At 60.3% G+C, this 18,403-nt stretch carries 18 protein-coding genes; 7 read left to right on the forward strand and 11 right to left on the reverse strand.

Features of this window, described 5'->3' with window-relative positions:
• Positions 1 to 173 precede the first annotated feature (173 nt).
• The 4 genes from arsH to QRN33_RS12325 all read right to left on the reverse strand — a co-directional run bounded on the left by arsH (position 174) and on the right by QRN33_RS12325 (position 2,797).
• Positions 174 to 872 (reverse strand): arsenical resistance protein ArsH, encoded by a 699-nt coding sequence (gene arsH, locus QRN33_RS12310; RefSeq protein WP_042606697.1) that lies wholly within the window; start codon positions 870 to 872, stop codon positions 174 to 176.
• A 9-nt stretch (positions 873 to 881) separates the two neighbouring features.
• The gene (locus QRN33_RS12315) at positions 882 to 1,352 is read right to left on the reverse strand and encodes an arsenate reductase ArsC (RefSeq protein ID WP_285408760.1); all 471 of its coding nucleotides are present in this window, start codon (positions 1,350 to 1,352) and stop codon (positions 882 to 884) included.
• A gap of 27 nt (positions 1,353 to 1,379) precedes the next feature.
• Positions 1,380 to 1,727, reverse strand: coding sequence for a metalloregulator ArsR/SmtB family transcription factor (locus QRN33_RS12320; protein WP_042606695.1), 348 nt, complete (start codon positions 1,725 to 1,727; stop codon positions 1,380 to 1,382).
• A gap of 185 nt (positions 1,728 to 1,912) precedes the next feature.
• Entirely contained in the window at positions 1,913 to 2,797 is an 885-nt protein-coding gene (locus QRN33_RS12325) for a LysR family transcriptional regulator (RefSeq protein WP_064363502.1), read from the reverse strand.
• A gap of 133 nt (positions 2,798 to 2,930) precedes the next feature.
• Between QRN33_RS12325 and QRN33_RS12330 the strand changes: the two genes are divergently transcribed.
• Together QRN33_RS12330 and QRN33_RS12335 are read left to right on the forward strand one after the other, a co-directional pair.
• On the forward strand, positions 2,931 to 4,583 hold the full coding sequence (locus QRN33_RS12330; RefSeq protein ID WP_285408763.1) for a GMC family oxidoreductase: 1,653 nt from the start codon (positions 2,931 to 2,933) through the stop codon (positions 4,581 to 4,583).
• A 129-nt stretch (positions 4,584 to 4,712) separates the two neighbouring features.
• Positions 4,713 to 6,335 carry an MFS transporter gene (locus tag QRN33_RS12335; RefSeq protein ID WP_042609387.1) on the forward strand — a complete coding sequence of 541 codons (1,623 nt, stop codon included), beginning with the start codon at positions 4,713 to 4,715 and terminating at the stop codon, positions 6,333 to 6,335.
• A 57-nt stretch (positions 6,336 to 6,392) separates the two neighbouring features.
• Here QRN33_RS12335 and QRN33_RS12340 read toward each other — a convergent pair whose 3' ends face one another.
• Positions 6,393 to 6,755, reverse strand: a complete 363-nt coding sequence (locus tag QRN33_RS12340; protein WP_042609386.1) for a DUF427 domain-containing protein — start codon at positions 6,753 to 6,755, stop codon at positions 6,393 to 6,395.
• A 192-nt stretch (positions 6,756 to 6,947) separates the two neighbouring features.
• On the opposite strand from QRN33_RS12340, the gene QRN33_RS12345 reads away from it, so the two are divergent.
• Together QRN33_RS12345 and QRN33_RS12350 are read left to right on the forward strand one after the other, a co-directional pair.
• The gene (locus tag QRN33_RS12345) at positions 6,948 to 8,891 is read left to right on the forward strand and encodes a DNA topoisomerase III (protein WP_285408767.1); all 1,944 of its coding nucleotides are present in this window, start codon (positions 6,948 to 6,950) and stop codon (positions 8,889 to 8,891) included.
• A gap of 543 nt (positions 8,892 to 9,434) precedes the next feature.
• Positions 9,435 to 9,764, forward strand: coding sequence for a hypothetical protein (locus tag QRN33_RS12350; protein WP_042609383.1), 330 nt, complete (start codon positions 9,435 to 9,437; stop codon positions 9,762 to 9,764).
• Between the two features lie 190 nt (positions 9,765 to 9,954).
• Here the strand turns inward: QRN33_RS12350 and cynR are convergent, their stop codons facing one another.
• The gene (cynR, locus tag QRN33_RS12355; protein WP_285408770.1) at positions 9,955 to 10,827 is read right to left on the reverse strand and encodes a transcriptional regulator CynR; all 873 of its coding nucleotides are present in this window, start codon (positions 10,825 to 10,827) and stop codon (positions 9,955 to 9,957) included.
• 120 nt (positions 10,828 to 10,947) lie between these two features.
• Here cynR and cynS point away from each other — a divergent pair, with 120 nt between their 5' ends.
• Together cynS and QRN33_RS12365 are read left to right on the forward strand one after the other, a co-directional pair.
• The gene (cynS, locus tag QRN33_RS12360; protein ID WP_285408772.1) at positions 10,948 to 11,415 is read left to right on the forward strand and encodes a cyanase; all 468 of its coding nucleotides are present in this window, start codon (positions 10,948 to 10,950) and stop codon (positions 11,413 to 11,415) included.
• A gap of 57 nt (positions 11,416 to 11,472) precedes the next feature.
• Positions 11,473 to 12,132 carry a carbonic anhydrase gene (locus QRN33_RS12365; RefSeq protein WP_285408774.1) on the forward strand — a complete coding sequence of 220 codons (660 nt, stop codon included), beginning with the start codon at positions 11,473 to 11,475 and terminating at the stop codon, positions 12,130 to 12,132.
• 112 nt (positions 12,133 to 12,244) lie between these two features.
• Here the strand turns inward: QRN33_RS12365 and QRN33_RS12370 are convergent, their stop codons facing one another.
• Both QRN33_RS12370 and glsB read right to left on the reverse strand, forming a co-directional pair.
• Positions 12,245 to 13,747, reverse strand: a complete 1,503-nt coding sequence (locus tag QRN33_RS12370; RefSeq protein ID WP_285408776.1) for an aldehyde dehydrogenase family protein — start codon at positions 13,745 to 13,747, stop codon at positions 12,245 to 12,247.
• A gap of 192 nt (positions 13,748 to 13,939) precedes the next feature.
• Positions 13,940 to 14,848, reverse strand: a complete 909-nt coding sequence (gene glsB / locus QRN33_RS12375) for a glutaminase B (RefSeq protein WP_042609378.1) — start codon at positions 14,846 to 14,848, stop codon at positions 13,940 to 13,942.
• Between the two features lie 139 nt (positions 14,849 to 14,987).
• Here glsB and QRN33_RS12380 point away from each other — a divergent pair, with 139 nt between their 5' ends.
• Positions 14,988 to 15,476, forward strand: coding sequence for a GFA family protein (locus QRN33_RS12380; protein WP_281924142.1), 489 nt, complete (start codon positions 14,988 to 14,990; stop codon positions 15,474 to 15,476).
• Positions 15,477 to 15,599: 123 nt separating this feature from the next.
• Here QRN33_RS12380 and QRN33_RS12385 read toward each other — a convergent pair whose 3' ends face one another.
• From QRN33_RS12385 to QRN33_RS12395, 3 genes are all read right to left on the reverse strand, one after another.
• On the reverse strand, positions 15,600 to 16,886 hold the full coding sequence (locus tag QRN33_RS12385; protein ID WP_285408780.1) for an ATP-binding protein: 1,287 nt from the start codon (positions 16,884 to 16,886) through the stop codon (positions 15,600 to 15,602).
• Positions 16,887 to 17,594 (reverse strand): response regulator, encoded by a 708-nt coding sequence (locus QRN33_RS12390; protein WP_285408782.1) that lies wholly within the window; start codon positions 17,592 to 17,594, stop codon positions 16,887 to 16,889.
• Between the two features lie 176 nt (positions 17,595 to 17,770).
• Positions 17,771 to 18,379, reverse strand: a complete 609-nt coding sequence (locus QRN33_RS12395; RefSeq protein ID WP_123419326.1) for a MiaE family protein — start codon at positions 18,377 to 18,379, stop codon at positions 17,771 to 17,773.
• Between the last annotated feature and the right edge of the window lie 24 nt (positions 18,380 to 18,403).

Here is an 18,403-nt window from a genome sequence, read left to right on the forward strand (position 1 = left end):
TCCGTTGAAATCGTGCAGATTTCATCGGCAGGGAGGTGCGAAAGCTGAAGTGTCGGTTATTCGAAAACACCAGAAAAACTCGTCGACACCATCGCCACGCAGCATTCGTCAGCTGCAGGCGGAATAAGCCTGTTGGCAACTTGAACGCAGCCGTCCCTCCCCGCGGGACGAGGTCAGATCGATCGCTGATTCACCCGCGCCATCAACTGTTCAGCACTCTCCTTGCGCTCGGAATAGCGATCCACCAGATGCGCCTGCTGGCCGCGCAGCAGCACGGTGAATTTCACCAATTCCTCCATCACATCCACCACGCGATCGTAGAACGGCGAGGGTTTCATCCGCCCCGCTTCGTCGAATTCCATATAGGCCTTGGGTACGGAGGATTGGTTGGGGATGGTGAACATGCGCATCCAGCGGCCGAGGACGCGTAGTTGGTTGACCACGTTGAACGACTGCGAGCCGCCGCAGACTTGCATCACCGCGAGGGTTTTGCCTTGGGTCGGGCGGACGGCGCCGAGTTCGAGGGGGATCCAGTCGATCTGTGCTTTGAACACGGCGGACATGGCGCCGTGGCGTTCTGGCGAGCACCAGACCTGGCCTTCCGACCACAGCACCAGATCGCGCAGCTCCTGAACCTTCGGGTGGTCGACCGGGACGTCGTCGGGCAGTGGCAGGCCGGACGGATTGAACACGCGGGTTTCGGCGCCGAAATGTTCAAGCAGGCGTGCGGCCTCCTCGACCAGCAAGCGACTGAAAGAACGTTCACGGGTCGAGCCGTAGAGCAAAAGGATACGCGGTTTGTGTTCGCCCATTAACGATGGCTTGTCTGCGTCGAACAAGGTTGCGTCGAGGTTGGGCAGATGATCTGACATGGGGCCTCCTTACAGCGCGCCGATGCGGTCGAGTTCAGCCTTCAGTTGTTCGCGAGTGAGCGAGTGAAACGGCAGATCGAGGAAGGCCTGACAGCGTTCGCCGATGCGCATGAGGGTGGCCTGGAATGCCGCGTCGATTGCAGCTTCGTCGCCCTGGACTTGGGACGGATCTTCCAGCCCCCAATGTGCTTTCAATGCCGGGCCGAAATACACCGGGCAGGTTTCCCCGGCGGCTTTGTCGCAGACGGTGATGACAATATCCGGTGGATCATTTTCGAAAGCGTCGTTGCCTTTGCTGTGCAACCCGTCGGTGGCGATACCGTACTTTTGCAACGTCGTCAGGCTGCGGGGCAGCACCTGGCCTTTGGGGAAACTGCCGGCACTCACTGCTGTGAAGCTGCCGGTCGCCAAGTGATTGAACATGCCTTCGGAAAGAATGCTGCGGCAGCTGTTGGCCGTGCACATGAACAGGACTCGCATCGATGCGCTCCGTAAAAAGTTGAAGATTCAGCAGCAGGCGCGTTCGCGCACGGGACGGCCATCCATGTACTGCAGGCGCGCGGCGTTGTCCTTGAGCCACTCGACATTGGCTTTCGCGGTCACCTGGAGGATTTCGCCGATCCATGCCGGCAGCTCCGGGTTCAGCCGGTAATACACCCACTGGCCCTGACGGCGGTCGAGCAGCAAACCATTGCTGCGCAGTTGCGCGAGGTGGCGGCTGATTTTCGGCTGGCTGTCGTCCAGCGCACACATCAGCTCGCAAACGCAGAGCTCACCTTGTTCGGCGATGAGCAGAATGGCGCGAACGCGGGTCTCGTCAGCGAGGCTTTTGAAGACTTCGGTGGGGGTGATCATGGTGATCGGCTCGCCATATGCGGGAAAACGAATATACGGATATCCATATATTTATCAACTTGAAATGCGATTCCTTGTAGGAGTGAGCCTGCTCGCGATAGCGGTGTATGAGTCAAAGCTAGCTTCACAGACACACCGCTATCGCGAGCAGGCTCACTCCTACAGGAGATTTGTGTGATGCAGGACTAACCGCGCAGCAACCCCTGCTCTGCTTCGCACAATCCCACCACATAATCCCAGACCACCCGCAGCCGCACCGATTTGTGCAACTCCCGCCGCGTGCTGATCCAGTAGCTGCGCTCAATGCTTTCATCCGGCAGCAGCGCCACCAGATCCGGGTCGGACGCGGCCATGTAACACGGCAGGACGGCGATGCCCAATCCCGAGCGCGCCGCTTCCTGCTGAGCGATGACGCTGGTGCTGTGAAACACCACGCGCGGGCTGCGGCAGAAGCTGTTGAGGAACATCAGTTCCTGGCTGAACAACAGATCGTCGACGTAGCCGATCCACGCGTGTCGACCCAGATCTTCGCGGCTGTGCAGCGGCGGTGCCTTGTCGAGGTAGCTTTGGCTGGCGTAAAGCGCCAACCGATAATCAGTGAGTTTTCGCGTGACCAGCATGTCAGCGGACGGTCGTTCGAGGTGGATGCTGATTTCCGCTTCACGGTTGAGGATGCTGACGAAGCGCGGCACCGCGACCAGTTCCACCTCAAGGCCGGGGTAGCGCTCGAACAGACCGATCATGCGACTGGCAAGAAATTTGATGCCGAGGCCTTCGGTGACGCCAACGCGGATCTTGCCCAGCGGCGCCGTGGACTGGGTAATTTCCTCCTGCGCCAGCAGCGCGACATTTTCCATCGCTTCGGCGTGCTTGAGCAGCGCCTCACCCGCCGGGGTCATTTCATAGCCTTGGGCATGCTGAACGAACAGCGCAGTGCCGAGGCTTTTCTCGATCGATTCGATATGCCGTGCCACGGTGGCGTGGGTGGTGTTGAGCCGGCGCGCGGCGGTGAGCAAGCGACCGCTGCGTTGCAATTCGAGAAAAAAGCGCAGGTCGTTCCAGTCGAACATGGCGGGTCCTTGTCGGCTATCGTCGCTGAACGCTGTTTGAAAACGCACAGCGGCTGCGCAAAAACTAACATTCTTTTAACGAAAGCTAACAACTAGAGTGTCCGACAATAAAAACAAAAAGCGAGGTCAGGGCATGTACACGTCCCTCGATGAATTCGACTACATCGTGGTCGGCGCCGGCCCCGCCGGGTGCCTGCTGGCCAACCGGCTATCCGCAGACCCTCAGCATCGGGTGTTGCTGCTCGAAGCTGGCGGACGCGACAACTACGCCTGGATTCACATTCCTGTGGGTTACCTGTTCTGCATCGGTAATCCGCGCACCGACTGGTGCTTCAAAACCGAAGAGCAACCGGGTCTCAATGGCCGTGCGCTGAGTTATCCGCGCGGCAAGGTGCTGGGCGGCTGTTCATCGATCAACGGCATGATCTACATGCGCGGCCAGGCCAGCGACTATGACGGTTGGGCGGCGGCCGGCAATCCGGGCTGGGCGTGGAAGGATGTGCTGCCGCTGTTCAAGCAGAGCGAAAACCACTTTGCCGGCGGCGCCGAGTTTCATGGCGATCAGGGTGAGTGGCGGGTCGAACAGCAGCGCCTGTCGTGGCCGATTCTGGATGCCTTTCGCAGCGCTGCCGAGCAAAGCGGCATCGCCAGCATCAATGACTTCAACCAGGGCGACAACGAAGGCTGCGGCTACTTTCAGGTCAACCAGAGAGCCGGGGTGCGCTGGAACGCGGCCAAGGCCTTTTTGAAACCGCTGCGAGGCCGGGCGAACCTGACTGTGCTGACCGGCGTAGAAGTTGATCGTGTCTTGCTGGAGGATGGCCGCGCGACGAAAGTCAGCGCGCGTCATGAGGGCCAGATCAAACGATTCAAGGCGCGCAAGGAGATTGTCCTGTGCGCGGGTTCGATCGGCTCACCGAGTATTCTGCAGCGCTCCGGGATCGGTCCGCGGCCGCTGCTCGAGCGTTTGGGTATCGGCGTGATTCATGAGCTGCCGGGGGTTGGCGGCAACCTGCAGGATCACCTGCAACTGCGCCTGATCTACAAGCTGGAAAACGCCCGAACCCTGAACCAGATCGCCGGCAGCGTGTGGGGCAAGATGGGCATGGGTCTGCGTTATCTGTACGACCGCAGCGGCCCGCTATCGATGGCGCCGAGTCAGTTGGGCGCGTTTGCGCGATCCGGTCCCGAGCAGACTTCGGCGAACCTGCAATATCACGTGCAACCGCTGTCGCTGGAGCGCTTTGGCGAACCGTTGCACAGTTTCCCGGCGTTCACCGCTTCGGTGTGCGACCTGCGCCCGCAGAGCCGTGGGCGCGTCGAGATTCGCTCGGCCGATGCACAAGCGGCGCCGCTGATTCAGCCCAATTACCTCAGCCACCCGCAAGACCTGCGTGTCGCCGCCGATGCGATTCGCCTGACCCGACGCATCGTCAGCGCCCCTGCCCTGCAGGCCTTCAAACCTGTGGAATACCTGCCCGGCGCCAACCTGCAAAGCGAAGAACAATTGCACGAAGCGGCGGCGAAAATCGGCACGACGATTTTCCATCCGGTCGGCACGTGCCGCATGGGCAACGACGGCGACGCGGTAGTCGATGCGCAACTGCGCGTGCACGGCGTGCCGGGGTTGCGGGTTGCCGACGCCTCGATCATGCCGAAAATCACCTCGGGCAACACCTGTTCGCCTACGCTGATGATTGCCGAGAAGGCGGCACAACTCATGCTCAAACGTAATGTTGTAAACACCGACCCTGTAGGAGTGAGCCTGCTCGCGATGACGGAGTAACATTCGACATTTTCGTTGGCTGACACACCGCCATCGCGAGCAGGCTCACTCCTACAAGGGACCGCGTTTGATTCAAGGACATCGAGCACCAGTGGAACAACAAAAACAATCACTGTGAGGGATACCGATATGTCAGACCACGCTCAGCCGCTGGACGCTGCGGGCAGCGCCGAGACCAGCAACGCAACGCAGAAAGTCATCTTCGCCTCATCACTCGGGACAGTGTTCGAGTGGTATGACTTCTTCCTCTACGGCGCCCTCGCGGCGGTGATCAGCAAGCAGTTTTTTGCCGGGGTCAACGACACCACGGCGTTCATCTTCGCCCTGATGGCGTTCGCCGCCGGCTTCATTGTGCGGCCGTTCGGCGCGCTGGTGTTCGGCCGATTGGGCGACATGATCGGGCGCAAATACACCTTTCTCGCAACGATCATTCTGATGGGCGTGGCGACGTTCTGCGTGGGCCTGCTGCCGACTTACGCCAGCATCGGCATCGCCGCACCGATCATTCTGGTGGTGCTGCGCATGCTCCAGGGCTTGGCGCTCGGTGGGGAGTATGGCGGTGCGGCAACTTACGTGGCCGAGCACGCGCCGATCGGCAAGCGCGGTTTCCACACCAGTTGGATTCAATCCACCGCCACCCTTGGCCTGTTGCTGTCGCTGCTGGTGGTGCTCGGTTGCCGCTATTTTACCGGCGATCAGTTTGAGGTGTGGGGGTGGCGCATTCCGTTCCTGCTGTCGATCGTGCTGCTGGGCATTTCCACCTGGATTCGCCTGAGCCTGCACGAGTCACCGGCCTACCTGAAAATGAAGGAAGAAGGCAAAACCTCAAAGGCGCCGATCCGCGAATCGTTCGGCAAGTGGGAAAACCTCAAAGTCGTGCTGATCGCCCTGTTCAGCATCAACGCCGGGCAAGCGGTGACGTTCTACGCCGCGCAGTTCTACGTGCTGTTCTTCCTCACCCAGTTCCTGAAAATGGACCCGGCGGTGGCCAACAGTCTGTTGATCATCAGCGTGGTGATCGGCGCGCCGTTCTTCATCTTTTTCGGCTGGCTGTCGGACAAGGTCGGGCGCAAACCGGTGCTGATGCTCGGCCTGCTGCTGGCGACGGCGCTGTACTTTCCGATCTTCAAATCCCTGGCCCACTACGCCAACCCCGCGATCGATCTGGCCAGCCGCCAGGCACCGATTACCGTCCTCGCCGATCCGGCCACTTGCACCTTCCAGTTCGACCCAGTGGGCAAGGCCAAATTCGACAGCCCGTGCGACAAGGTCAAAACCTTCCTGGTCAAACAAGGCCTGCCCTACACCAGCGTCGCTGCGCCTGCGGGTAGCGCCGTGCAAGTGAGTGTCGGCGACGTGAAACTGGACGGTTTCGATGAGGCGGCACTGCGCGGCGCAATCACCCTCGCCGGTTATCCGCAACAGGCCGATATGCAGCAGATCAACAAACCGATGATCGTCGCCCTGATCGTTGCGCTGATCATCATCTCGGCCATGTGCTACGGCCCGCTGGCGGCGCTGATGGTCGAACTGTTCCCGACGCGCATTCGCTACACCTCCATGTCGCTGCCGTATCACATCGGCAACGGCTGGTTTGGTGGATTCCTGCCGACCGTGTCGTTTGCGCTGGTGGTGTATACCGGGGACATTTTCTATGGGCTGTGGTATCCGGTGCTGATCACCGGAGTGAGTCTGGTGGTGGGAATGATCTGCTTGCGTGAGACGAAGAATATCGATCTCGACAAAAACTGAACCCTGGACAACGCTGTTTCTGTGGCGAGTGAGCTTGCTCCCTCGCCACAGTTATATTCAGACATCTCCTTTGATCACTTCGAATTTCACCTGGTCCGGATAAAACGCCACGTAGTCGCGGATCGGTGCGACGGAGACCTTTGGATTTTCGTACGTCCATACCGCGTTCGCGCCCTCATGTCCGGGCACCTGAAGGCTGAAGTAATTGGCGTCGCCCTTGTACGGGCAATAGCTGGTGTGGTCGGTGCGGGCGAAATATTTCTCGTCGATGTCTTCGCGGGGAATGTAGTAGACCGGCGGGTAGTTGGCCTCCTGGAGGATCAGCGCGTGGGAGGACGCAGCGACCTGGATGCCGTGGAATTTCACCAGCAGGCAGCCCGGCAGTTGTTCGAGGCTGATTACGGGACTGGGGCTTTTCATGAGGTTCTCCTGAACACAGCGAAGAGACCGGATCAGGTATAGCTGATCGGCCCGGGCCCGGCTGGCCGTGCAGCCGAACGGTACAAACCTTCAGCAACGCTTTATCTGTATATCCATACAGATAAAAGTTGCCGCGGCCGCAAACTCCGGCCATCCTGTGCCCACTCCACACACCAACCAGCGATGGCAGATATGCGGCTGTACCTCTGTGAAAAACCTTCCCAGGCCAAAGACATTGCGGCCGTGCTCGGCGCCAGGCGTCGTGGCGACGGCTGCTGGCTGGGGACAGACGTCACAGTGACCTGGTGCATCGGCCACTTGCTCGAAACCGCGCCGCCGGACGCCTACGACGCGCGCTACAAACGCTGGGTGCTGGCAGATCTGCCGATCATTCCGGACAAGTGGAAAATGACCGTCAAGCCGCGCACTGCCAGCCAGTACAAAGCGGTCAAACGCCTGCTCGGCGAAGCCAGCGAACTGATCATTGCCACCGACGCCGACCGTGAGGGCGAGATGATCGCCCGGGAACTGGTCGAACATTGCCGCTATCGCGGGCCGATCCGCCGCTTGTGGCTGTCGGCACTCGACGAGGCGTCGATTCGCAAGGCGCTGGCAGCGCTGAAGCCGGGAGCCGAAACGTTCAGCCTGTATCACTCGGCGCTGGGACGTTCGCGGGCGGACTGGCTGATCGGCATGAACATGAGTCGACTGTTCACCCTGCTCGGGCGTCAATCCGGTTATCAGGGCGTGTTGCCGGTAGGTCGAGTACAGACGCCGACGCTGCGACTGGTAGTCGACCGCGACCGCAGCATCGCCGACTTCGTGCCGGTGCCGTTCTGGGCGATCGACGTGGAACTGCTGCACGACGGCACAGCGTTTACCGCGCAATGGCGCGCCCCGGCGGACGTTTGTGATGATCAGGATCGCTGCCTGAATCAGGCGTTGGCGCAACAGGCAGCAGCGGCGATCAACAGTGCCGCCAGCGCCCAAGTCATCAAGCTGAAAACCGAGCGTATGCGCGAAGTGGCGCCCCTGCCCTTCGACCTCGGCACCTTGCAGGAAGTCTGCTCGAAGAAGCTCGGCCTCGGCGCCCAGGAAACCCTCGATATTGCCCAGGCGCTCTACGAAACCTACAAAGTCATCACCTACCCACGCAGTGACTGTGGCTTCCTGCCCTTGAGCCAGCACAGCGAGGCACCGGCGATTCTCGCAGGGTTGCGTCAAGCCGATCCGAGCCTTGAAGCCTTGCAGGGTTTTCTCGAACCACAGCGGCGCTCGCGGGCGTGGAATGATGCCAAAGTCAGCGCTCACCACGGGATCATCCCCACCATCGCCGCGAAGAACCTCGAACGTCTGACCGGCAAACATCGCGCGGTGTACACACTGATTCGCGCACGCTACCTGGCGCAGTTCCTGCCCAATCACGAATACGATCGCACCCAGGCCGATTTCGATTGCAACGGGCAGGCGTTACGCGCAGTGGGCAAGCAGATCATCGAACCGGGCTGGAAGCGCGCACTGCCCGAGGCATTGGCCCCAGCGAAAGGCCGCGAAGCGCCCGCGCCGCAGACCTTGCCGGCCCTGAGCCAGGGCGTCGAATGCGCGGTGTCGCGGGTAAATCTCAAGGATCTGTGGACGCAACCACCCAAACCCTACACCGAAGGCGATCTGATCAAGGCCATGAAGAACGTTGCGAAACTGGTCGAGGATCCGCTGCTCAAACAGAAACTCAAGGACACCACCGGCATCGGCACCGAAGCCACCCGCGCGTCGATCATCCAAGGCTTGCTTGATCGCGGTTATCTGGTCAAGAACGGCAAGGCACTGGCGGCGACGCCTGCCGCGTTCAGCCTGATCGACGCGGTGCCACGCGCAATCGCCGATCCTGGCACCACAGCGATCTGGGAGCAGGCGCTCGACATGGTGCAAAGCGGCGAGATGAGTCTGGAAGAGTTCGTCACCAAACAGGCCGCGTGGATGAGCAAGCAAGTCACCCGCTGCTCTGCCCTCAGTCTGACCATCAGCGGCCCGCCTCCCGCCGGCAAAACCGCAGCGCCGTGGAAGAAAAAACGCAAATCCACTGCCAGCAAAACCACTGGCACGCGTAAACGCACGGCGCGGCCGGCGACCCGCTAAATCTCTCGCGGTTCCTGTCTCTACGTTGCTTGAACGGTTGTTTTCTCATTCCAAAATGGCTTTGTCCGACAATATGTAGTGCCTGAAAATAATCACTACAAAACCGTTGACGGCATCGTTTTGCTTTTGCATGATGAAGACGTTCCCCGATCGGGAGCACTGGTTACACGCTTGAGCAAACTCGTCTGACCGCCGAGTTGTTTTTTCCGGATACACGCTGCCCACAAGGCAGATTGAAGAAGCTGACCTGGCCTGAACGTCCAGTACAAGGACGAGAAGCGCTGGCGAAAATTCTCAAGACGCTTGTGGCCGACACTGGATATGTCGTCAAGGAGCCTCCCGGTTTTCGCTGCTTCTCCTCGTTGTGACGCTATTGCGTAGCAGTTATTCAACACGACTACATGCAACAGATGCACGACCCCGTACTCCACACGGGCGAGCGCTGACGTCCTGGTTTCGGTGCCAGGGATCAACTAACCGATGGGCTACCTGTATTAGCGAATCAACTTTGAAAGATCACCAGACTGGTCAAGGGGCATAACGATGAATCTGAACAATCAACCCACCATCGAAGAACTGGCTCGTATGTTCGCGGCGCAGAAAGACAGCCACGACAGCCATATTCTCTGGATCAGCAAATCGGGCCAGGTGCACATCGACTGCCTGTCGCCCCACGCTGGCGAAGAAGAATTCGACCGCAACCACCAGAACCTGCTGGCCCGCCTGAAGATGTACCGCCGCGGCCATGGTTATGTCGGCAAGAAGGCTGCGGCCGACAAGGACTTCATTGGCAATGTACTGCAGACGCTGAAACAGGCGTGGGACTCGATGCAGAACAACAATGAAGTTCGGGTGATTGATCGGTTTTATTGAGTTGTAGATTATTTGACTAAAGGGCCTGCTTCCGATTTGGAGCAGGCCCTTTTTTACATCCCGAATTCAGCGCATAGCCCTGTAGGAGTGAGCCTGCTCGCGATAGCGGTTATTCAGACACGCCTATCTAACTGACACACCGCTATCGCGAGCAAGCTCACTCCTACAGGGATAGCGTTGCCTTGTGCCCCTATAGTTCCAGCACCAATTCCACAAACGCCAGCGCCGCCGCACTGTGGTAATTATTCCTGCGCCGCAACAACGCTGCGCCCCGCTGTGGCGCCTCCCCTTTGACACGCAACCGGCGCAATGCGCGGTCTTCGCTGGCAATCGCTTCCGGCAACATCGTGGCCAGCGGGGAATGCCGCACCACTTCCAGCAACGTACTCACCGAATTCACCTCGATCCGCACCTGCGGCGTAATCCCGTGCTGACGGAAATACTCATCCACTGATAACCGCGTGATGAAGCCCGGGGCCAGCAAGGCGAAATCCAGTGAAGCGACGTCCGTCGGCGTCAACGCCGAAGGGCTGTCGTACAGCGGATGCCCAGGCCCGACCATGATCCCCAACGTCTCGGTAAATGCCGGCAGGCATTCAATCTCGGCATTGCGCACCGGCGTAAACGCGATCGCGACATCCAGCGAGTCATCGGCGAGGCCGGCCTCGATGTCGTCCATCGACAGCTCGAAGATTTCCAGATGAATTCCGGGAAACCGTGCCCGGTAATCACGCACCAACGGCCCGACCAGATACGCCATGAACGTCGGCGTCATCGCCAGACGCAGGGTGCCCCGGGACAAATCCTTCACGTCGTGCAACGCGCGCTGCCCGGCCTCCAGCTCCACCATCACGCGCCGGGCGCATTCGATGTAGGCCGCACCGGCATCCGTCGGCTTCACCGTGCGCGAGGTGCGATCGAACAGACTCACCCCGAGGGTCTCTTCCAATTGGCGTATCTGCTGCGACAGCGTCGGCTGCGATACATGCAGCGCTTCGGCAGCGCGGGTGAAACCACCGTGATCGGCTACTGCCAGCAGATAACGCAAATGTCGCAACAGCATGGGCACACCATCTATAGGCAGGGCTTATGCAGCGCATTGTATATGGGTCTTGGACGCTATGGATGGGCCGGCGCAAGATTGCTCCCACACAGCAAGCCAACCACTGAAAGGAGTGACACCATGCAACAGTCCCACGCCTACAACGACAACAGCCTGGCCCTGACCACTCGCGTTCTCGACGCCAAGGCGAAAAAAGATCTGTCGTGGCAGGATCTCGCCGACGACACCGGCCTCAGCCTGGCCTACGTCACAGCGGCCCTCCTCGGTCAGCACCCGCTGCCGCAAAGCGCTGCCCAAGTGGTGGGTGACAAGCTCGAACTGACCGCTGATGACATTGCCGCTCTGCAGATCATTCCTCTGCGTGGCAGCCTCAGCGGCGTGCCGACTGACCCGACCATCTACCGTTTTTACGAGATGATCCAGATCTACGGCACCACGCTCAAGACGCTGGTGCATGAGCAATTCGGTGACGGCATCATCAGCGCCATCAACTTCAAACTGGACATCAAGAAAGTCGAAGACCCGGAAGGCGGCTCCCGCGCCGTGGTCACCCTCGACGGCAAGTTCCTGCCGCTGCGTCCGTTCTGACGCGCCCGGCCCGCACCTTGCGTGCGGGCCATCCGATTTCTGCCAAGAGGACACGCCATGAAAGCCCTGATCGACGGCTTCCTGAAATTCCAGAACGAAGCTTTCCCGCAACGCAGCGAACTGTTCAAACACCTGGCGACCACGCAACAACCCGGCACGCTGTTCATCACCTGTTCCGACAGCCGTGTGGTGCCGGAGCTGCTGACCCAGCAAGAGCCCGGCGAGCTGTTCGTGATCCGCAACGCCGGCAACATCGTGCCCTCCTACAGCCCGCATCCAGGCGGCGTCTCGGCGACGGTGGAGTATGCAGTGGCGGTGCTGGGTGTGAGCGATATCGTGATTTGCGGCCACTCCGATTGCGGCGCAATGACGGCGATTGCTCAGTGCAAATGCATGGATCACCTGCCCGCCGTCAGCGGTTGGCTGCAACATGCGGAATCGGCGAAGGTGATGAACGAAGCGCGCACGCATGGCAGCGATGCAGCGAAGTTGAGTTCGATGGTGCGCGAGAACGTCATCGCGCAACTGGCGAACATCCAGACCCATCCGAGCGTGCGCCTGGCGCAGGAGCAAGGTCGGCTGAATCTGCATGGCTGGGTGTATGACATCGAGACCGGTTCGATCGATGCGCTCTCTTCCGATCGTCGCACCTTTGTGCCGCTGGCCGAGCAACCCACGACTTGCGCGATCAGCGCGCAAGCCAGCCACGCTGGCTGACCCGCCCCTGTAGGAGCTGCCGAAGGCTGCGATCCTTTGATCTTGATTTCTACCCAAAATCAAAAGATCGCAACCTTCGGCAGCTCCTACACGGCGCGGTCCGGATTTCGAGTCAGCGCTTCACCGTGAGATCAACCTGAGTCATCCGGCTGCGCACGGTAAACACGCCATCACCGGAAAGAATCGCACTGCGCGCAAACAGCCTGCCGCTCTCCCAATTCGAAAGGCCCAGTTCCGGCTTGTTCAGTGCGTACTGGCCATCGACCCAACGAGTGATGCCGTTGCCCACAAACGGCGCGTTCACTGCGTTGTAGAAGCGTTCCTGAACCGCCGCATCCTCGCTGATCAAGGACACGGTAAATTGCGGGCTGTAGCGGTTGAACAGCGTAATGGCCTGATTCAGATCCTCGACGATCATCAGGCTGACTTCCGGAGTCTCTTCCCATTCCCACTCACGGCCCAGGTCCGATTCAGGCAAGGATTCGGCCAGCGCTTCGGTCCGGTAACCCTCAGCGCGATACACCTCGACCGTCGCGTTTCGCCATTCGCCTGGCAGGCAGCTTTCACTGCCCTCAACGATGTGCAATTTGCAGCCTTGACCGCGCGCAGTGCCGGCGTCTTTCAAGGCATCGAGGAACAGCGGCACCAGTTCGGCGGCACGTTCACGCTGGATCAGGCAGACGTTCAGGGTGTTGCAGACCTTGCGGTCCAGCGAGTTGCGCACCACTGCCGCGAAGCGCGTGGCGTCGGCATCACGGTCGGCAATCAGCCATGCACCGCCGGTGCCGTGCAGGCTGACGGCGGTGCCGGCCTGCTGGGCGATGCTGCCCAACTGACTGACCGCCCGGCCCGAGCCGCGCGCCACGGCCAACGACAGACGCCGATCGGCGAACATCGCCCAACCGGCGGCATGATTGACGCTTTCCACCAATGACACCGCGCCAACCGGTAAGCCGGCTTCGGCAAGTGCTGGATTCAGCGCGTGAGTGACGATGGCTTGTGCAGTGCCCAATGCATCGCTGCCGATGCGCAGTACTGCGGTGTTGCCGGTGCGCAGCACCCCGGCGGCGTCGGCAAATACGTTGGGCCGGCCTTCGAAGACAAACGCGACGATGCCCAGCGGCGAGACCACCTGTTCGACCTTCCAGCCGTCATGTTCGACGCTGCTGATCACCTTGCCGCGCGTCGGTGGCGCATCACGCCAGGCGCGCAGCCCGGCGATCATGTCGCGGCGCATCCGCTCATCAGCGAGCAAGCGAGTGGTCGAGCGACCGCGTGCCTTGGCCCGTTCGATGTCGGCGCGATTGGCGGCTTCGATCTGCGTCCAGCACTCAGGATTTTCCAGGCGCTGGGCAAACAGGTCGAAAAACTGGCTGATGGCTTCATCGGAAACCGCCGACAACGCAGTGAATGCCGCTGCCGCACGCTCGATTGCCACAGAAGCGGCCTGTTGATCGGCCACGGGGATCAGCAACAACTCGCCACTGACCTGCTCGACCAGCAAATGGTCACCGGGCTGAAACCGCGCAGCCAGTTCGGGGCTGACCACGGTGACGCGGTTACCAGCGAAAGGGATCGGCGTGCCAGCGACTAGACGTTCGAGCGCAAGAGACATGAAGCGGATTCACCATGCAGAGGGCGGCCGGAAAATGTAGCGGATTACTGGCTGAAATACACCTCTTCAATCCACCGAAAAAACCTTGTAGGAGTGAGCCTGCTCGCGATAGCGGTAGACAAGTCGACATTATTTTGTCTGGCATACCGCTATCGCGAGCAGGCTCACTCCTACAAGGGGACTGTGTGAGTTTCAGAAGACGGACCAGCCAATCCTTGAGCTCAGCAACTCCAGCGCCGCCATCCCCGCCAGCGAATTACCTGCCGCGTTCAACTCCGGTGACCACACACAGACTGTGAATTGCCCCGGCACTACCGCGACGATCCCGCCGCCCACTCCGCTCTTGCCCGGCAGACCGACGCGATAGGCGAAGTTGCCCGCTTCGTCATACAAACCGCTGGTAGCCATGATCGAGTTGACCTGCTGGGTCTGGCGGCGCGTGAGGATCTGCTCGCCGCTGTGCTTGCAGAAACCGTCATTGGCCAGAAAGCAGAACGCCCGGGCCAGATCGATGCAATTCATCCGCAGCGCGCAGTGGCTGAAATAGCTGCGCAACACCGCTTCGACGTCGTTGTGAAAATTGCCGAACGACTGCATCAGATAGGCCATCGCCGCATTGCGCGCGCGGTGCTGGTATTCGGAGTCGGCGACCTTGCCGTCGATCATGATTTGCGGATTGCCGGACAGACGCCGGACAAAATCACGCATCGACAACGTCGGCGCGGCGAAGCGCGACTGATTGATGTCGCAGATCACCAGCGCCCCGGCATTGATGAACGGATTGCGCGGGCGGCCGCGCTCGAATTCCAGTTGCACCAGCGAGTTGAACGGCTGGCCGGAAGGCTCATGACCAAGCCGTTCCCAGATCGCCTCGCCGGAATGATCGATGGCCTGCACCAGGCTGAAGACCTTGGAAATACTCTGCACCGAGAACGGCGTTTCAGCGTCCCCAGCGAAGTACATTTCGCCGTCATTGCCGTACACGGCGATGCCCAATTGGTTGGCCGGCACCGTGCCGAGGGCGGGAATATAGTCAGCGACCTTGCCCTGCCCGATCAGGGGCCGGACGGCGTCAAGGATCTCGTTCAACAGCGCTTGCATGCCGGGTTCCGAAAGTCTCGCCCCATGGGATCGCGGGGACACTGGGGCTAGACGCTGCGCCCGCCGGTCGCATCACACCGGCAAGCGCTGCGCAAAGTGTTCTAGGCTGAACCGGACCATTCAGACACGGGAGAGCACCATGCACCTCGAAGGCTCCTGCCATTGCGGCGAAGTCACGTTCAGCCTCGACAGCGTCCACCCCTACCCTTATCAACGCTGCTACTGCTCGATCTGCCGCAAGACCCAGGGCGGCGGCGGTTATGCGATCAACCTCGGCGGCGACGCGACCAGCCTCAAGGTTCGCGGGCGCAAAAACATCAGCATCTATCACGCGAAGATGAAAGCCGAAGGCGACAACCGCGCCCATCGCAGCAGCGCCGAGCGCCACTTCTGTTCGCTGTGCGGCAGCGGTTTGTGGCTGTTCAGTCCGGAATGGCCAGAGTTGATTCATCCATTCGCCTCGGCGATCGATACGCCGCTGCCGGTGCCGCCGGAACACACGCACCTGATGCTTGGTTCGAAAGCGCCATGGGTTGAGGTCGAGGCCAAGGCTAAGGATCAGAGGTTTGATGAATATCCCGAAGAGTCCATTGCCCAGTGGCATGAGCGGCTCGGCCTGACTAGCTGAACACCGCCCCTTGTAGGAGTGAGCCTGCTCGCGATAGCGTTGTGTCAGTCGACTCATCATTGAATGACCTAGCGCTATCGCGAGCAGGCTCACTCCTACAAGGGGCTGGCTCAGGCGCATCACTCAATCCGGATGCGCCCAGGTCATCCTGAACAACGCCCCACCCCACACCGAGTCACCCACCTCAACCTGCCCGCCATGGGACTGCGACACCCGCCGCACCAAGGCCAGGCCCAAGCCAAATCCACCCGTACGTCGATCCCGGCTGGCATCCAAACGCGAAAACGGTTCGAAGATTTTCTCCCGCCCTTGCAACGGCACGCCCGGCCCGTCATCGCTGACCCGAACTTCATAGTCATCGCCGTTGCACAGCAGGGACACCTCTACGCGCTGCTCGGCGTAGCGGATGGCGTTGCGCAGCAGATTGATCACGGCCCGCGCCATGAAACGCGGTTCGATGCTCACGGTGTCGACCCGGCAATCGCCGATCGACAACTGCACCCCCGCCGCTTCGGCCTCCAGCGCCACACTGCCGACAACGCTGTCGAGCCAGTCGGCCGCGTGAACATTCTCCCGTTTGATCACCGTCGCGCCGTGTTCCAGGCTGGCGTAGGTCAGCAGCTCCGAGACCATTTCCTCCAGTTCACCGAGGTCGGCATACATGTTGGCGATCAGTTCGCGATTCTGGCTCGCGCCCGGTTGCTGTTTGAGCTGATCGAGTTCGAACGACAGCCGCGCGATCGGTGTGCGCAATTCGTGGGAAACGGCATTGGTCAGTTCGCGCTGATTGGCGATCAGCCCCTCGATGCGCGCCGCCATCAAATTGAAGTGTTCGGCCAGATCACGGATATTCGAGCGCCGCGATAACTGGATGCGCACCGACAGGTCGTTGTCGCCGAAACGCTCGGCGGCCAGCCGCAGTTTTTCCAGATCGCGCCAGTGCGGCCGCACCCAGAAAAACAGCACGATGCCGATCAACACCGCCAGCATCATGTACGCCGCCGTGATATAGAACGGCATCAGGCTTGGCTCCGGCGGCAACTTGATGCTGAGTAACTGCGAGCCGCCATCGATGTTGCTGATGAACTGCGTGTAATCGTCGCGGATCACCAACAGATTCCGCGCCAGTTCGGCTTTTTCCTGCGGTGTGAGGGCCAGTTGATCGGCCTCGACCAGACTCAGCGACAGACCGTAATGGGCGCGCAATGAATCGAGTTTCTGCTCACGCTCGGCACCCTGGCGGCCTTGCAGATGATCCACCAGCGACCACGCCTGGCCGCGCACGGCTTCACGGTTGTAGTCCTGCATCTGGCTGTCGAGCAACGCGTTGAAGGTGTGTTCGACGGTCTGCAAAGCCAGTACCAGCCCCACCGTCATTACCAGAAACAGTCCGAGGAACAAGCGCAGCATCTACAACTCCCACGCGAACGGATTGAACAGATAGCCTTTGCCCCACACGGTCTTGATGCACACGGGCTCGCGGGGATTGTCCTTGAGTTTGTTGCGCAATTTGCTGATGTAGACGTCGACGCTGCGGTTGAGGCCGTCGAAAGCGATGCCGCGCATACGGTTGAGAATGTCATCGCGCGAGAGAATCTTGCCCGCCGCGCTGGCGAGCAACCAGAGCAATTCGAACTCCATGGTGGTCAGCTCGATCAGCTCACCGGCCAGGCGCACTTCGCGGCAACTGCGGTCGATGCACAATTGCCCGAACTCAAGAAAACTGACCACGCTGGTGTCCGGCATCTGTCGTCGTTGCAGCGCGCGCAGCCGGGCGAGCAATACCGGCGGTTTGATCGGTTTGATCAGGTAATCATCGGCACCGGACTCCAGCCCGAGGATATGATCAAGGTCGTCTTCCTTGGCGGTGAGCATCACGATCGGCGTCTCCGACACACTGCGAATTTCGCGGCACACCTGCAAACCGCTCTGCCCCGGCAACATCAGGTCGAGCACCACTACCTTCGGCTTGAATTCGAGGAACGCGGCCACGGCCAGATCGCCGCGATGCACCGTGCGCACCTCGTAGCCGTGTTGTTCAAGAAAGTGCGCGATCAGTGCGGCCAGACGCTCATCGTCTTCGACCAGCAGGACTTTGCCAAAACCCAGGTTATCCATAACGACCGTTGCCGAGCCAAACGTGGAAGGGCCGATATTATGCGGGCAATCGTCGTTCAGGCGATGACGCCAGACAGCAAAAACCGGCCACGCGGGCCGGTTTTCGGTGATGTTTCATACTCTTAAGAATTTTTTACAATCAGACAATGATGGCCGTTTTCGTAGGAGCTGCCCGGTCATGCGGCGACCGGCACACCGCTGTGGAAGCGGAATTCGTCGTCCGGTGACTCTATCAGTGCTTGCTCGGCTGCACGGACGCGCTCGATCACCTGCGCGACATCCTTGGCATCACCATACTGATAGGCCAGTTTCAGATAACCCTGAAAATGCCGCGCCTCGCTTTTCAGCAGACCGAAATAGAACTTGCCCAGCTCTTCGTCCAGATGCGGCACCAGTGCTTCGAAGCGTTCGCAACTGCGTGCTTCGATGAACGCGCCGACCACCAGCGTGTCGACCAGTTTCACCGGCTCGTGGCTGCGCACCACTTTGCGCAGGCCCGAGGCGTAACGGCCGGCGTGCAGCTGACGCAGCTCGATCTTGCGCCGCTTCATGATGCGCATGACTTGCTCGTGGTGCACCAGTTCTTCCCGGGCCAGGCGCGACATCATGTTGATCAGGTCGACGTGGGCGTGGTACTTGGCAATCAGGCTCAGCGCAGTGCTGGCGGCCTTGAACTCGCAGTTCTTGTGGTCGATCAGCAGGATGTCCTGATTGGCCAGTGCCGCCTGGACCCAGGCGTCGGGCGTGCGGCAGCCAAGGAATTCGTGGATTTCGGGAAGGATCATGGGGCTCACGGTAAAAGGTGTTCG

Origin of the sequence: Pseudomonas sp. FR229a (assembly GCF_030209115.1) — a bacterium.
Lineage (GTDB): Bacteria > Pseudomonadota > Gammaproteobacteria > Pseudomonadales > Pseudomonadaceae > Aquipseudomonas > Aquipseudomonas moraviensis_A.

What these genes read in the sequence shown, in the direction of transcription:
- arsH (WP_042606697.1), bottom strand. Translation starts at nt 872, where the DNA reads ATGTCAGATCATCTGCCCAACCTCGACGCAACCTTGTTCGACGCAGAC.
- QRN33_RS12315 (WP_285408760.1), bottom strand. Translation starts at nt 1,352, where the DNA reads ATGCGAGTCCTGTTCATGTGCACGGCCAACAGCTGCCGCAGCATTCTT.
- QRN33_RS12320 (WP_042606695.1), bottom strand. Translation starts at nt 1,727, where the DNA reads ATGATCACCCCCACCGAAGTCTTCAAAAGCCTCGCTGACGAGACCCGC.
- QRN33_RS12325 (WP_064363502.1), bottom strand. Translation starts at nt 2,797, where the DNA reads ATGTTCGACTGGAACGACCTGCGCTTTTTTCTCGAATTGCAACGCAGC.
- QRN33_RS12330 (WP_285408763.1), top strand. Translation starts at nt 2,931, where the DNA reads ATGTACACGTCCCTCGATGAATTCGACTACATCGTGGTCGGCGCCGGC.
- QRN33_RS12335 (WP_042609387.1), top strand. Translation starts at nt 4,713, where the DNA reads ATGTCAGACCACGCTCAGCCGCTGGACGCTGCGGGCAGCGCCGAGACC.
- QRN33_RS12340 (WP_042609386.1), bottom strand. Translation starts at nt 6,755, where the DNA reads ATGAAAAGCCCCAGTCCCGTAATCAGCCTCGAACAACTGCCGGGCTGC.
- QRN33_RS12345 (WP_285408767.1), top strand. Translation starts at nt 6,948, where the DNA reads ATGCGGCTGTACCTCTGTGAAAAACCTTCCCAGGCCAAAGACATTGCG.
- QRN33_RS12350 (WP_042609383.1), top strand. Translation starts at nt 9,435, where the DNA reads ATGAATCTGAACAATCAACCCACCATCGAAGAACTGGCTCGTATGTTC.
- cynR (WP_285408770.1), bottom strand. Translation starts at nt 10,827, where the DNA reads ATGCTGTTGCGACATTTGCGTTATCTGCTGGCAGTAGCCGATCACGGT.
- cynS (WP_285408772.1), top strand. Translation starts at nt 10,948, where the DNA reads ATGCAACAGTCCCACGCCTACAACGACAACAGCCTGGCCCTGACCACT.
- QRN33_RS12365 (WP_285408774.1), top strand. Translation starts at nt 11,473, where the DNA reads ATGAAAGCCCTGATCGACGGCTTCCTGAAATTCCAGAACGAAGCTTTC.
- QRN33_RS12370 (WP_285408776.1), bottom strand. Translation starts at nt 13,747, where the DNA reads ATGTCTCTTGCGCTCGAACGTCTAGTCGCTGGCACGCCGATCCCTTTC.
- glsB (WP_042609378.1), bottom strand. Translation starts at nt 14,848, where the DNA reads ATGCAAGCGCTGTTGAACGAGATCCTTGACGCCGTCCGGCCCCTGATC.
- QRN33_RS12380 (WP_281924142.1), top strand. Translation starts at nt 14,988, where the DNA reads ATGCACCTCGAAGGCTCCTGCCATTGCGGCGAAGTCACGTTCAGCCTC.
- QRN33_RS12385 (WP_285408780.1), bottom strand. Translation starts at nt 16,886, where the DNA reads ATGCTGCGCTTGTTCCTCGGACTGTTTCTGGTAATGACGGTGGGGCTG.
- QRN33_RS12390 (WP_285408782.1), bottom strand. Translation starts at nt 17,594, where the DNA reads ATGGATAACCTGGGTTTTGGCAAAGTCCTGCTGGTCGAAGACGATGAG.
- QRN33_RS12395 (WP_123419326.1), bottom strand. Translation starts at nt 18,379, where the DNA reads ATGATCCTTCCCGAAATCCACGAATTCCTTGGCTGCCGCACGCCCGAC.